Source organism: Pseudonocardia sp. ICBG1142, assembly GCF_020496255.1.
Classification (GTDB): domain Bacteria; phylum Actinomycetota; class Actinomycetes; order Mycobacteriales; family Pseudonocardiaceae; genus Pseudonocardia.
In genome coordinates this window covers 2,014,453-2,027,313 of record NZ_JAHLJC010000030.1, presented here as the reverse complement: position 1 = coordinate 2,027,313, position 12,861 = coordinate 2,014,453, and the positions used below count along the sequence as shown (strand labels likewise).

Here is a 12,861-nt window from a genome sequence, read left to right as displayed (position 1 = left end):
GGTTGTGACGAGTGGTCTCGGCGTGGTTACGGTGTCGGCCGCTCCGGGCCCTCCCCGTACTCCGGCCCGGGCGGCACCTGCTCCCCGAGGTAGAGGAACGACGATGGCTGGACGACACCGCAAGCCCACCGAGACCGGCCGTAAGGTCGCCCGGATCAGCGCGTTCGCCGCGGTGGCGGCGGCTCCGCTGGGCGTCGTGGGGACCGCGGCGGCGGCCGAGTCGACGTCGTCGGCCGCGCCGTCGGTCGAGCGGACCGCCACCTGGGACAAGCTCGCGCACTGCGAGAGCACCGGGAACTGGGACGCCGACACCGGCAACGGGTTCAAGGGCGGACTGCAGTTCACGCCGTCGACCTGGAAGGAGTTCGGCGGCCGGAAGTACGCCCCGAGCGCCGAGCAGGCGACCAAGGCCCAGCAGATCGAGATCGCGAAGAAGGTGCAGGACGAGCAGGGCTGGAAGGCCTGGCCCGCGTGCACCGAGAAGCTCGGCTGGCGCTGAGCGGCCACACTGGTCGCATGGATCTGGACGCGGTACGGCGGATCGTCGCCGAGGACTCCGGGCTGTGCACCGTCGCGGTCGTCCGCGCCGACGGACGCCCGCACACCTCGCTGGTCAACGCGGGCGTGCTCGACCACCCCGTGACCGGCGCCCCGGTGGCCGCCTACGTCACCTACGGCCTCGTCAAGCTGACGGCGTTGCGCGCGCGACCCGCGACGTCGCTGCACTGGCGGGCCGGGTGGCGCTGGGTGGCCGTCGAGGGCAACTCGGAGATCATTGGGCCGGACGACCCGCGCGACGGCGTCGACGTCCCGCAGCTTCTCCGGGACGTGTTCGTCGCCTGCGGCGGCACCCACGACGACTGGGGCGAGTACGACCGGGTGATGGCCGAGCAGCGGCGGGCCGCGGTGCTCGTGGCGCCGGAACGGGTGGTCGGGAACCGCTGAGGTCAGCCGGCGTGGGCCGCGCGCAGATTCGCCATCATCCGCGAGGCCTCGCCACGGAGACGGTCACAGATCGACCTGCCGGTGTACGCCCCGCCCGTCTCGGCCAGCGGTGTGACCTGGACCTGAGCACGGAGCGACGCGGTGTCGGCGACGTCGAGCACGAGCTGACAGAGCGGTAGACCCGTCCCCGGGGCAGCCAGCGATCGCTGGACGGCGCCGAACCCCGCGACCTCGACGATCTCGGAGCTGCCGGGCTCGAAAGCCTGAGCTGCATCGACGTGGAAGGTCTGGAGTGTGTAGCCCAGACCGTCGCGGGTGCTCCATGTGCAGTCGTTCGACGTGCCGTCCTGGCTCGTGCCGGGTTTCGTCGTCCGGACGCCGAGGCGATCGCGATCCGATGGAGCGAGGCCGTCGCACGGGTCCACCGTCGTGACGTCCAGTTCGAACGGCCGAGACGGGAACGACACCGGCCGGTCCTGCTCGTCGTGGCGGGCAGCGCCTCCGCAGCCGGTGAGGAGCACGGTGACGGCCAGCCCGATGACCAGCCGGGTGCGCATCACGAGTCGTCCCCGAACTCACGTGCAAGATCGGTGTCGGTGACGCCGTACTCCAGCGCCGTCGCGCGCAGGGCCGTGTGGGCTGCGCGGAGCTCGGCACAGTGGGCCCAGTGCCCGGCCAGGATGTGGTCGATCTTCCGCTGGAAGAGGTCGCGGGCGTCGAGGGACACAGGATCCTCGGCGCAAGGTCTGAGGTCGAGGCCGTTGAGACTGGCGTTGAGCATCGACTCCATGTCGTCGGCCCGGGTACGGAGCACGCGTGCCACCGCGAGGACGTTGTCCGCGCTGACCTGGGAGATGAGGCCTTCGAACGACCGCTGCTGCTCCGGGCTGAGCGTCACCGGGCGAGCATAGTCGGTGTTCGTGTTCGCCCGGGGCGGATCAGCCGATTCCCGGCGAGAGTGATGGTGCCGCTCCTGATCCACGGATACCCACCCACCACGGGCGCGGCCACCGGTGCCCGATCGCGGACCCGGCGGAACCGAGTCGCACCCGGCGTCGTCCAAGCCGCATGACCACCTACGCCCACGACCCGGTCGCCTCGACGATCGTCGCCTGCTGGTCCACCGGCGACGGCGCTGTCGCCCACCGGGCCGCCCGCGTCCCGCGGACCCTCGACCACTCCCTGGCCCGCCGCACCGCGACCGCGCTGAGCGCCCTGTCGAGGCACCTGTGGGCCGCCTACGCCGACCAGGCCGCGCACGAGATCGACCCGGCGGAGCTGGCCGCGGCGGTCCGCCACCCGAACCAGCCGGTCGGGGACCTGCTGCGCGTCATGGAGGACGGCTGTGTCGAGACCGCGCACCTGCTCGGCCGGATCGTGGCGCGGGCACCGGGGCGGGCGTTCCGCGACGCCGTCGTCGCCGACGTCCGCGCCGAGACCGACGCCGTCCTCGACGCCGACGACGGCGTCCTCACCGGCCGCTCCGCCCAGGCCGTCGCCCACCCGCGGTGCGACGCCCCGGCCGAGCAGCTCCTCGTCGCCCACTCGCTGCTGCACGACGACCCGCTCGGGCCGCCCGCGATCGTGACGTCGGTCGAGCCGAACGCGGCCGCCGTCGCGACCCTGCGCTGGCTGCGGGCCTCCGCCGCGGTCGTCGCGGAGCGGGTCGGGCATGCGGTGCCCGACGTCGTCGCGCTCGCCGAGGCCATCGGACACGAGGACCTCGCGGTGGCCCGGCACGTGCTGTGCACCCTCGCCGGGGCCGCCGAGGAGGAGGTGGTCCTCGACCTGTTCCAGGAGGCCGTCCTGGCCCGGCAGGGCTGGTTCGTCGTGTGCCCGGAGCAGGCCCCGCACCCCGAGCACGGCCACCGGGCGGTCTCGACCGTGCTGGACCCGCTCGAGCCGGCGTCGTGCCTGCTCGACGGGCTGGTCCGCGGGCTGCACGGCTGCTTCCGGGTGTGGCTCGACGACGTCGTCACCCGGGAGAACCCCGGCACCGACCCGCGGCTGGTCGGGGCCACCCGGATCGCGGAGCTGCGCCGGCTCTACACCGAGGAGGTCCGGCGCTCGATCGGGGCGGGGCGCTGAGCGCGCTGGTGGGTCGGGCCGCCGATCGCCGAGCCGGGCGTCGGTGACGCTCAGCCGACGACGACCGGGCCGCGCACCTCGTTCGGGGTGCAGGCCCAGCCGCCGACCCGCGTCCGCTCGGTGCTGCCCCGCACGACGACCGGCCCGGTCACCCGGGCCCCGCACACCTCGACGACACGGGCCCGGGTGGCGGTCACCGGGCCGGTCACGTCGGACCCGCGCAGCACCAGGCTCGCGCCGCCGGTCACCGTGACCGGCCCGCGGACCCGCGCCCGATCCAGGCAGAGCGCCCCCGAGCCGACGGTCAGCGGACCGGTGTACGCCCCGGTCACGGTGCGGGTGCACGCCGGCGTGGCCGGGACCCGGTTGCGGGAGTCGACGGCGTAGGCGACCTTGCCGGGCTTCGGGGCGGTGATCGGGCGGGACAGGTCGCCGAACTCGCCCTTGTCGGCGGCCTTGCCGTCGTTCCAGCGGGCCATCCGGCCGAGCTGGTCCGCGGTCCGGCCGGGCGCGATCTCGGTGTCGCCCGGCGTCGAGGACATCAGCTGCGAGGCGTCCTTCACCGCGCGCAGGTACGAGGCCGGGTCGTGCAGGTCGTAGCGGCCCAGGTCGATCCGGGTGCGCAGCCAGGAGGCCCAGAAGAACTCCAGGTACTCCGGGGCATCGGCGGGCGGGGCGTAGCCGATGTCGCGGGTGAAGTAGACGAGCCCGCGGTAGGGGTCGTCGGGCAGCAGCGCCAGCCCGATCCGGTCGGGGAGCTGCTGCGGGGTGATGGTGGTGCCGTCGGCGGTGCGCAGCCACACCCAGGAGCGGGCCTGCATCTGCGCCCAGAACGCGGCCGGCGTCAGCCGGGACAGGTTCGCCTGCACCCGCATCCGGACCCGCACGTCGGGTCCGCCGTCGGCGGTCTCCAGCAGTGACGTCGTCGTGTGGTGGCCGTCGGTCAGGTACAGCGCGTTCCCGGGCCCGACGACGACGGTCTTCATCGCCGCGAGCGACGCCGGAGTCTCCGCACCGGTCGCGATCGTGCACCGGAACGACGACGGGTCGCGCAGCGTGGCGCCCGGTCCGTCCTCGGCGGCCTCGCCCCGCCCGTCGGCCTCGCACCAGTCGTCGAACCGCTTGTTCGGCGTGCCGCGGTCGGTGTCCTTCGTACCCGCGTAGCGGCCCAGCTTGTAGTGGATCTGGTCGTGGCCGATGTTCGGCTGGGTGGGCCGCAGGTCGCGCAGCCGCACCTCCAGCAGGTCGCCCTCGCGGGCCTGCGCGGCAGACGGGGCGATCGGTGGCACTGCGGACGGCACTGCTGTCTGTGCTGCGGACGGCACTGCTGCCGGCGCGGCGAGCGGCGCTGCGGCGGCGCCGGTCGTCGCACCCACGACGAGCGCCGCGACGGTCGCGACGAGGACGGTGCGGACGGCGGTTCGGGACACGGGCACTCCTCGTTCGGGCCCGGCCGGTCCGGCACGGTGATCACCCGAACGGGGACGATCGCGGCCGGAGCGGACGCCCCGGCGACCACCCGGCGTCGTCGGGGTGGCGCGCGGGTGAACGATCACGCCGTCCCGGGCCGGCGCCCCGCGACCAGCTGCACCGCGGTCCCGGCGACGGGCAGCACCAGCAGAAGCGCCAGCGCCGCGCTCAGCCCGAGGACGGCGGCGAACCCGCCGATCACCGCCGCCCCGATCCCGGCGCCGGTGAGGAAGCACAGCGTCGCGACCCCGATCGCGCCGCTGCGCCGGTCCTGCGACACCGCGGCACCGACCGAGGCGATCATCGCGGGCTGGCCGGTGCCGAACGCCAGCGTCACCAGCATCGGGGCGAGCGCCAGCACCCACGGCAGGTGGGTCGCCACCCCGGCCACGCCGAGCACCAGCCCGACGACGGTCGTCGCGCAGGCCAGGGTGAGTGTCCGGTGTGCTCCGATCCGGGTCTGCAGGAACGCCGACGCCGCCGGGCACGCCAGCGCCACCACCGCCGAGGGCACCAGCACCAGCCCGGTGGACAGCGGGCTCCAGCCGCGCTCGGCGAGCTCCAGCGGGATGCCCAGCAGCAGCGCGAACCAGCTGGCCGGCACCACCGACGCGCACAGCGAGCTGCGCACCACCGTCGCGTTCCCGACCACCCCGCGTGGCAGGAACCCGTCGGGACGGGCCCGCACCCACAGCGCCGTCATGGGCACGCCGACGGCGAGCAGCACCCCACCGGCGACGGCCGCGACCGCACCGGCGCCGGGCGACTGCACCAGCAGCACCAGGCCGGTCACCGCGGTCGCGACGATCACCGCGCCCGCCAGGTCCACCCGGGCGCCGTCGCCACGGACCACCGAGTGCCGCCACAGGTAGGGGAGGGCGAGCAGCGCCAGCGCGGGCAGTGCGACCGCGGCCCGCCACCCGCCCACCGTCGTCAGCGCCCCGCCGATCAGTGGCCCGAGCGCGGACAACGCGGCGGAGGTCCCGGCCAGCCGTCCCAGCGCGCCGCCGCGTCGCTCCGGCGGGATCCGGGCCGAGAGCAGCGCCGAGGCCAGCACCGGGATCGCCGCGGCTCCGATCCCCTGCACGATCCGGGCGGTCATCAGCAGCCCGAAGTTCGGCGCCGCCGCGGCGGCGAGTGCCCCCAGCCCGAGCAGGCCCGCTCCGATGCACAGCGGGGCCCGGATCCCGACGGCGTCGGCGAGCCGTCCGTGCACCGGCGTCGCCACGGCCAGCGCGACGGCGTACCCGCTGACCATCCAGGTCGCGGTCGCGGTCCCGACCCCGAGGTCGGCGGCCAGGTGCGGGAGCGCGACCGTCACCCCCGACGTCGACGTGCCGGCGAGGCCGAAGAGGAGTCCGAGCACGATCGACAGGAGCACACCGGCGATCCTCACCCGCGACGGCCACCGATGCACCGTGATTCCCTGTGTCCGTGCCGACCCCACCCCTCGTCCGCGCGGCGACCGCCGAGGACGCCGACGCCTGCGCCGCCGTCTACGCCCCCTACGTCCGCGACACCGCGATCAGCTTCGAGATCGAGCCGCCCGGTCCGGTCGAGATGGCCGAGCGGATCGCGGCCGCCCAGGAGCGTCACGCCTGGCTCGTCGCGGTCGGTCCCGGCGGCGCGGTGCTCGGCTACGCCTACGGCGGGCCTTGGAAGTCCCGCGCAGCCTACGGGCGGACCTGCGAGGTCTCGGTCTACCTGGCCCCCGAGGCCCGCGGCCGGGGTGTGGGCCGAGCGCTGTACGAGGCGCTGTTCACCGAGCTCGTCGCGCGCGGCATGGTCGTCGCCGTCGCCGGGATGACCGAGCCGAACCAGGCGAGCGCCGCCCTGCACCGCGCGCTGGGCTTCACCGAGGTCGGCACGTTCCGCGGGGTCGGCTGGAAGCTCGGTGCGTGGCGCGACGTGACCTGGTTCCGGCGGGCGCTGGTCGAGGCCCCGCCGGACGGCCCCCGGGACTGAGCCCGTCGGGGGAGTGTGCGGGCCCTCGCCGCTCGTCGTCCGATGCGGGAGCTCGCCCACGTCATATCTTTACGTATCAATATTGATGCAGCAACATTAAGGTGTGTCCGACGATCCCGCCGTCACGATCCATGAACTGGCCGCCGAGCTGAGCCGGTCCGCCGAGGCCCTGCTCGGCTCCCGCACGGCGATGTCGTTCGCCCGATACCGCGTCCTGCGCGCGTTGCGCCAGGAGGGCACCTCCACCCAGCACGCCCTCGCCGTGCGGCTCGGGATCGGCGACGCCGCGGTCAGCCGGATGCTGCCCGGTCTGATCGAGCAGGGCTGGTGCGCGGTCACCGACGACCCGGGGCACGGCCGTCGACGACGGGTGGAGCTCACCGCCGCCGGGCGCACGGTCGAAGCCGACGGAGCAGCCCTGCTCACCGAGGCCTTCCACGGTGCGGCCGCCGACGCGGGCATCGACGTCGGCCCCTTCCTCGCGGCTGCGGCCGCCCTCACCGAGCGGATCCGGATCTCGCTACCCGCCTCCGCGGACAGGAGCACGTCATGAGCATCACCGCCCCACCCATCGACCCCGAGCTGAGCGCAGCGCTGGCGCGGGCCGGACGCCCGGCCGTCGCCGTCGGGATGACCGCGGCGACGCTGCACGACCAGCGTGCCGTGCTCGAGGCCATGACCCCCTCCTTCGACGACGTTGCCGCCGACACCCGGTTCCGCCTCACCCGCCGGACCGTCCCGGGACCGCAGGGGGCTGCGGGGGTCGACGTGCTGGTCGCCACCCCGGCCGGTGCCACCGGAGGGTGTCCGGTGCTGGTCACCACGCACGGCGGCGGTCTGGTGGCGGGCAGCGGCCTGCTCGGGCTGCCCGGTGTGCTCGACCTCGCCGCCTCGATCGGCGCGGCCGGGGCCGTCGTCGTCTCGGTGGACTACCGGCTCGCGCCCGAGCATCCCTTCCCTGCGGCCCACGACGACACCTGGACCGCACTGACCTGGGTCGCCGGGCACGCCGAGGAGATCGGCGGCGACCCACGGAGCCTGGTCCTGTACGGAGGCAGCGCCGGTGCGAACCTCGCCGCCGGGGTGGCCCTGCGGGCCCGGGACACGGGGGAGGTCGCCGTCCGCGGGCAGCTGTTGCTCTACCCGATGCTCGACGACCGCGCCGCCGGCGTCTCGGCGGCACAGATGCACGGGCACGGGGTGTGGGACGACGTCACCAACCGCACCGCATGGGACGCCGTTCTCGCCGGACGGCCGGCGACGCCGTACGCGGCCCCCGCCCGGGCGGTGGACCTCGCCGGACTGCCCCCGACCTACCTGGAGGTGGGCTCGGCAGAGACGTTCCGCGACGAGACCGTCGACTGGGCGTGCCGGATCTGGGCGGCGGGCGGCGACGCCGAGCTGCACGTGTGGCCCGGCGCGGTCCACGGGTTCGACCTGTTCGTACCGGGGTCGACCGTGGCCGGGCGTGCCCGGGCCGCCCGCCGCGACTGGCTGCGGCGGCTCGTCGACGGTGCGGGCGAGCGGGACTAGACCGCGACCGCCCCGGCGCGAGCCGGGCGCCGGGGCCTGAGGTCGTCGGCCTCGGACCGCGTGCGAGCATCGGTGCCCGTTGCGCCCCGCACCGCCCGGCCCGTCGGCCGGCGGCGCGAGGGCGCGCCCCGCCCGCCATCCCGGGCCGGGGGAGCGGTACCGCACGGGGAGCACCATGGACGGCCTGCGCCGCGAACTCGACGGGCGCCAGATCGGCATGATCGCCGTGGGCGGCGCGATCGGCACCGGGCTGTTCCTCGGCTCCGGGCTCGCGATCTCCCTCGCCGGTCCCGCGGTGATCGTCGCCTACGTCGTCGCCGCGGTCGTCGCGCTGGTCCTGGCCTACGCGCTGGCCGAGATGGTGGTGCGCCACCCCGAGGCCGGCGGGTTCGGGCCCATCACCCAGCGCTACCTCGGGCCCGGCGCCGGGTTCGTGCAGCGCTGGATGTACTGGGCCGCGCAGGTCGTGAACATCGGCAGCGAGGTCGTCGCCGCCGGGCTCTACCTGACGTTCTGGTACCCCGACCTGCCGCTGTGGATCCCGGTCGTCGGGTTCTCCGTGGCGATGCTGGCGGTCAACGCGGGCGCGGTGCGCTTCTTCGGCGAGACCGAGTACTGGTTCGCGATGATCAAGGTCGTGACGATCGTGGCGTTCATCGCCGTCGGGCTCGTCGCGATCGTGTTCGGGCTGCCCGGGCAGGAACCGGTCGGACTCGGGGCGCTCACCGCGCACGGCGGGTTCGCCCCGAACGGGATCGGCGCGATCTGGCTCGCGCTGACCGTGGTGACCTTCTCGTTCCTCGGCACCGAGGCCGTCGCCGTCACCGCGGCCGAGTCGTCGGACCCGGTGCGCGACATCCCACGGGCCGCCCGGCGCACCGTCCTGCGGCTCGCGATCTTCTACGTCGGTGCCATGCTGGTGGTGGTGACCCTGGTGCCCTGGAACACCGTGACCACCGGCGACGACGTCGCCGAGTCGCCGTTCGTGCGGCTCTTCGCCCAGGCCGGGGTGCCCGCGGCGGCCACGGTGATGAACCTCGTCGTGCTGACCGCGGCGCTGTCGGCGATGAACACCAACCTCTACGTGACCGCGCGGATGACCTACTCGCTGGCCCGCGACGGCTACGCGCCCCGCTCGCTGGCCCGGGTCAACCGGCACGGCGCCCCGCAGCGAGCACTCGCGCTGTCCGCGGTCGGGCTGGCCCTCGCGTCCCTGGTCTCGGTATTCGCCGAGGCCACCGCGTTCCCGCTGCTCGTCGGGCTGGCCCTGTTCGGGGCGCTGGTGACCTGGCTGCTGATCTTCGCCGCGCACCTCGCGTTCCGCCGGTCGGGAGCCGGCGAGGCATCCCCGGTCCGCCTCTGGGGCGCGCCGTACACGACGGTCGCGGCGATGCTGTTCGTCGCCGCGGTGCTGGCGACGACGCCGTTCACCACCCAGTTCGCGACGGCGGCGCAGGCGGGTGTGCCCTTCCTGGTCCTGCTCGTCGTGGTCTACCTGGTGGTGCGGCGCCGTCGCCGGCGGGTCACGCTGTCGTGAAGGGGACCGATACCCCCGCGCCTGCAGGTCATGCCGGCGCGGGGGACCGTGTCACCAGATCCGGACGCGCCGGTCCGGGTCGGTGTAGAGCCCGTCGGACTCGGTCACCCCGAACGCCTCGTGGAAGGTGTCGAGGTTCGTGACGACCGCGTTGCACCGCAGGTCCGGCGGCGAGTGCGGGTCGGTGGTGAGCCGCCGGATCGCCTCCGCGTCGCGGGTCACCGCCCGCCACACCTGCGCCCACCCGAACAGCACCCGCTGCTCACCCGTCAGACCGTCGATCACCGGCGGCTCGAAGCCCTCGTGCGCGATCGCGTACGCCTTCAGCGCGATCGTCAGCCCGCCCAGGTCGCCGATGTTCTCGCCGACCGTCAGCGAGCCGTTGACCTTGTGGTCGGGCAGCCCGGCGGGGGACAGGCCGTCGTACTGGTCGATCAGCATCTGTGCGCGGGACTCGAACTCGGTCCGGTCGGCGGACTCCCACCAGTCGGTGAGGTTGCCGTCGCCGTCGTAGCGGGAGCCCTGGTCGTCGAAGCCGTGCCCGATCTCGTGGCCGATGACCGCGCCGATGCCGCCGTAGTTCGCGGCGTCGTCGGCGTCGGCGTCGAAGAACGGCGGCTGCAGGATCGCTGCCGGGAACACGATCTCGTTGAGCCGCGGGTGGTAGTAGGCGTTGACCGTCTGCGGGGTCATCAGCCACTCGCCGTGGTCGACCGGGCCGCCGAGCTTGGCGTACTCGAAGTCGTGGCGCCACTGGGCCGCGCGACCCGCGTTGCCGAGCAGGTCGGCCGGGTCGATCTGCAGGTCGGAGTAGTCCTTCCAGGAGTCCGGGTAGCCGACCTTCGGTGTGAACTTGCCGAGCTTGTCCAGCGCCCGCTCCCGGGTGGCCGGGCTCATCCAGTCCAGGGTGGAGATCGACCGGCGGTAGGCCTCGACGATGTTGTCGACCAGCTCGGTGATGCGCTCCTTGGCCCGGGGCGGGAAGTGCCGCTCGACGTAGATCTTCGCGACGGCCTCGCCCAGCGCGCCCTCCACCAGCGACACCCCGCGCTTCCAGCGCTCGCGCAGCTCCGGGGTGCCGGACAGGGTGCGGCCGAAGAAGTCGAAGTCGGCCTCGACCAGGTCCGCGGAGAGGAACTCCGCGCACGACCCGGCGACGGTCAGCGCGAGCCACGCCTGCCACTGCTCCAGCGGGCGCCCGGCCCACAGCTCACCGGCGGCGGTGACGAAGCTCGGCTGGCGGACGATCACCTCGTCGTAGGCGTGCGCGGGCACCCCCAGCGCGGACTCCCACTCGGCCCAGTCGAAGCCAGGGGCCGCGGCGCGCAGCTCCTCGCGGGTCATCAGGGTGTAGGTCTTCTCGGCGTCGCGGTTGAGGACCCGGTCCCAGGACGCGTCGGCCAGCGCGGTCTCCAGGTCCATGACCTGCTCGGCGACGCGCTCCGGCTCGGCCAGCCCGACCAGCTCGGCGAGGCGCCGCAGGTGCTCGACGTACTTGGCCCGGATCTCGGGTTCGCCCTCGTCGCCGTAGTACGACTCGTCGGGCAGGCCCAGCCCGGCCTGGTTGAGGTTCACCAGGTATCGGGAGGAGTCCTTGAGGTCGGTCGCGATGAACTCGCCGAACAGCGCGGCCCGGCCCTCGCGCTGACGCCGGCCGAGCACGGTCGCGAGCGCGGCCCGGTCGGTGGCGGCGTAGATCTCGTCGAGCAGCGGGCGCAGCGGCGCGGTGCCGAGCTCCTCGACCCGCTCGACGTCCATGAACGAGCGGTACAGGTCGCCGATCTTGCGGGCCTCGGTGCCGGGCTCCGACGACGCCGCGCACTCCTCCACGATCTCGTGGACCTGGTCCTCGGCCCGGTCGCGCAGGACGCGGAACGCACCGTCCTGCGAACGGTCGTCGGGGATCTCGTGGGTCGCCAGCCACCGGCCGTTCACGTGGGCGAACAGGTCGTCCTGGGGACGGACGTCCGGGTCGACCCAGCTGAGGTCGAGACCGGAGCGCTTCTCGGTCGGGGACTCGGTGGTCGTCATGGGTCCATCCTGCCTGCCGGGTGCGACGGTTTCGAGCAACCGACGCCGGCACGCCCGCGCGGCCCGGTCCGTCGCGGACGTGGGAGTGCTGCGAATCCGCTTACCCGGTAAGCGAGTTCACAACCGTCACATCCTTGGGACGGACGGGACGGACGGGGCGGATCGGCGGCACCGAGTGGCGGCGGCACCGAGCGGCGGCACCGAGCGGCGGCGGCACCGGGTACGAGCGCGACGGGCCGGTGCCGGCTGGTCGACTCCACCGGGTCCGGGGCGGTGCGCGCCGAAGGTGTCCGGACAGGTCACCGCGCAGTGGACGCCTGGTTGTCCACCACCGGACGGCGGACGCACCATCGCGGACGTGACGATCCACCTCGATGCGCCGGTCACCCGGCCCCGTTCCACACCCGCCGTCGATCTCCTGGAGGGTGAGCGCCTGCTGGCCCGCCTCCCGGGCGACGGGGCGGACCGATGTGGCGCGGACTTCGAGGCCTTCACCCTCACCCCGCTCGGGCGCACCCTGGGCGCCGAGATCACCGGCATCGACCTGCGTGACCGCGTCGACGAGGACCTGCGGGCCGAGCTGCACCGGGCCCTGCTGGAGTGGAAGGTCCTGTTCTTCCCCGGCCAGCACCTCACCAGCGACCGGCAGCGCGAGCTCGCGCTGCTCTGGGGCGACCTGGAGACCAACCCGATGCTCGACACCGGCGACGCCGCCGACGTCGTCCGCTTCGGCACCGGCAGGCGCACCTACGAGAACATCTGGCACGCCGACACCACGTTCCGTCCCGCACCCGCCATGGGCGCCATGCTGCGGATGGTGCAGACGCCACCGTTCGGCGGGGACACGATGTGGGCCGACATGGCCGTCGCCTACGACAACCTCACCGACGAGGTGCGGACGCGCATCGACGACGCCGTCGCGGTGCACGACATGGTGCCCGGCTTCGCCCGGTTCCTGGACCCGGAGCGGCTGGCCCGTGGCCGCGACCTGTTCCCGCCGGTGACCCACCCCGTCGTCCGGACCCATCCGGAGACCGGGCGCCGCACGCTGTTCGTGAACGCCTCGTTCACGACGGAGATCGTCGGGCTCCCGCGCGAGGAGTCCGACGCGCTGCTGCGGCACCTGTTCGCCCAGGCCCACGTGCCCGAGTTCCAGGTCCGCTACCGCTGGTCCGAGGGGACGCTCGCGTTCTGGGACAACCGGGCGACCCAGCACTACGCGGTCGGCGACTACCACCCGCACACCCGGGTCGCCGAGCGTGTCGCGATCGCGGGCGACCGACCCTTCTGAC

General features: G+C 74.1%; 13 protein-coding genes. 8 read left to right on the top strand and 5 right to left on the bottom strand.

The annotated features are described in order from the left end of the window. Positions 1-103: 103 nt before the first annotated feature. On the top strand, positions 104-499 hold the full coding sequence (locus tag KPL59_RS23875; RefSeq protein ID WP_020622404.1) for a transglycosylase family protein: 396 nt from the start codon (positions 104-106) through the stop codon (positions 497-499). A gap of 17 nt (positions 500-516) precedes the next feature. Next, positions 517-945: a pyridoxamine 5'-phosphate oxidase family protein gene (locus KPL59_RS23870; protein ID WP_226352393.1), complete on the top strand. Its 429-nt coding sequence runs from the start codon at positions 517-519 to the stop codon at positions 943-945. A 2-nt stretch (positions 946-947) separates the two neighbouring features. On the opposite strand, the gene KPL59_RS23865 is transcribed toward KPL59_RS23870, so the two are convergent. Together KPL59_RS23865 and KPL59_RS23860 are read right to left on the bottom strand one after the other, a co-directional pair. Then, positions 948-1,502, bottom strand: a complete 555-nt coding sequence (locus tag KPL59_RS23865) for a DUF3558 family protein (RefSeq protein ID WP_226352392.1) — start codon at positions 1,500-1,502, stop codon at positions 948-950. Further along, complete coding sequence (locus KPL59_RS23860; RefSeq protein WP_226352391.1) at positions 1,502-1,843, bottom strand: hypothetical protein; 342 nt, start codon at positions 1,841-1,843, stop codon at positions 1,502-1,504. The genes KPL59_RS23865 and KPL59_RS23860 overlap by 1 nt, the downstream gene beginning before the upstream one ends. Before the next feature lie 170 nt (positions 1,844-2,013). Here KPL59_RS23860 and KPL59_RS23855 point away from each other — a divergent pair, with 170 nt between their 5' ends. Then, positions 2,014-3,033: a hypothetical protein gene (locus KPL59_RS23855; protein WP_226362019.1), complete on the top strand. Its 1,020-nt coding sequence runs from the start codon at positions 2,014-2,016 to the stop codon at positions 3,031-3,033. Positions 3,034-3,083: 50 nt separating this feature from the next. On the opposite strand, the gene KPL59_RS23850 is transcribed toward KPL59_RS23855, so the two are convergent. Together KPL59_RS23850 and KPL59_RS23845 are read right to left on the bottom strand one after the other, a co-directional pair. Beyond that, a complete protein-coding gene (locus tag KPL59_RS23850; RefSeq protein WP_226362018.1) occupies positions 3,084-4,463 on the bottom strand; it encodes a ParB/Srx family N-terminal domain-containing protein in 1,380 nt (459 codons plus the stop codon). 122 nt (positions 4,464-4,585) lie between these two features. After that, entirely contained in the window at positions 4,586-5,884 is a 1,299-nt protein-coding gene (locus tag KPL59_RS23845; protein ID WP_226362017.1) for an MFS transporter, read from the bottom strand. 53 nt (positions 5,885-5,937) lie between these two features. Here KPL59_RS23845 and KPL59_RS23840 point away from each other — a divergent pair, with 53 nt between their 5' ends. The 4 genes from KPL59_RS23840 to KPL59_RS23825 all read left to right on the top strand — a co-directional run bounded on the left by KPL59_RS23840 (position 5,938) and on the right by KPL59_RS23825 (position 9,538). Next, positions 5,938-6,468 carry a GNAT family N-acetyltransferase gene (locus tag KPL59_RS23840; RefSeq protein WP_226352387.1) on the top strand — a complete coding sequence of 177 codons (531 nt, stop codon included), beginning with the start codon at positions 5,938-5,940 and terminating at the stop codon, positions 6,466-6,468. 103 nt (positions 6,469-6,571) lie between these two features. Further along, entirely contained in the window at positions 6,572-7,021 is a 450-nt protein-coding gene (locus tag KPL59_RS23835) for a MarR family winged helix-turn-helix transcriptional regulator (RefSeq protein ID WP_226352386.1), read from the top strand. Further along, positions 7,018-8,001 carry an alpha/beta hydrolase gene (locus KPL59_RS23830; RefSeq protein ID WP_226362016.1) on the top strand — a complete coding sequence of 328 codons (984 nt, stop codon included), beginning with the start codon at positions 7,018-7,020 and terminating at the stop codon, positions 7,999-8,001. The genes KPL59_RS23835 and KPL59_RS23830 overlap by 4 nt, the downstream gene beginning before the upstream one ends. 175 nt (positions 8,002-8,176) lie before the next feature. Then, on the top strand, positions 8,177-9,538 hold the full coding sequence (locus KPL59_RS23825) for an amino acid permease (protein ID WP_226352384.1): 1,362 nt from the start codon (positions 8,177-8,179) through the stop codon (positions 9,536-9,538). Positions 9,539-9,589: 51 nt separating this feature from the next. Here the strand turns inward: KPL59_RS23825 and KPL59_RS23820 are convergent, their stop codons facing one another. Continuing rightward, complete coding sequence (locus KPL59_RS23820) at positions 9,590-11,569, bottom strand: M13 family metallopeptidase (protein ID WP_226362015.1); 1,980 nt, start codon at positions 11,567-11,569, stop codon at positions 9,590-9,592. A 358-nt stretch (positions 11,570-11,927) separates the two neighbouring features. On the opposite strand from KPL59_RS23820, the gene KPL59_RS23815 reads away from it, so the two are divergent. Continuing rightward, complete coding sequence (locus KPL59_RS23815; RefSeq protein ID WP_226362014.1) at positions 11,928-12,860, top strand: TauD/TfdA family dioxygenase; 933 nt, start codon at positions 11,928-11,930, stop codon at positions 12,858-12,860. Position 12,861: the final 1 nt, after the last annotated feature.

Bases quoted from the DNA above. Each gene is read 5' to 3' on its own strand.
- KPL59_RS23870 (WP_226352393.1), top strand. From the start codon at position 517: ATGGATCTGGACGCGGTACGGCGGATCGTCGCCGAGGACTCCGGGCTG.
- KPL59_RS23820 (WP_226362015.1), bottom strand. From the start codon at position 11,569: ATGACGACCACCGAGTCCCCGACCGAGAAGCGCTCCGGTCTCGACCTC.
- KPL59_RS23830 (WP_226362016.1), top strand. From the start codon at position 7,018: ATGAGCATCACCGCCCCACCCATCGACCCCGAGCTGAGCGCAGCGCTG.
- KPL59_RS23855 (WP_226362019.1), top strand. From the start codon at position 2,014: ATGACCACCTACGCCCACGACCCGGTCGCCTCGACGATCGTCGCCTGC.
- KPL59_RS23865 (WP_226352392.1), bottom strand. From the start codon at position 1,502: ATGCGCACCCGGCTGGTCATCGGGCTGGCCGTCACCGTGCTCCTCACC.
- KPL59_RS23875 (WP_020622404.1), top strand. From the start codon at position 104: ATGGCTGGACGACACCGCAAGCCCACCGAGACCGGCCGTAAGGTCGCC.
- KPL59_RS23825 (WP_226352384.1), top strand. From the start codon at position 8,177: ATGGACGGCCTGCGCCGCGAACTCGACGGGCGCCAGATCGGCATGATC.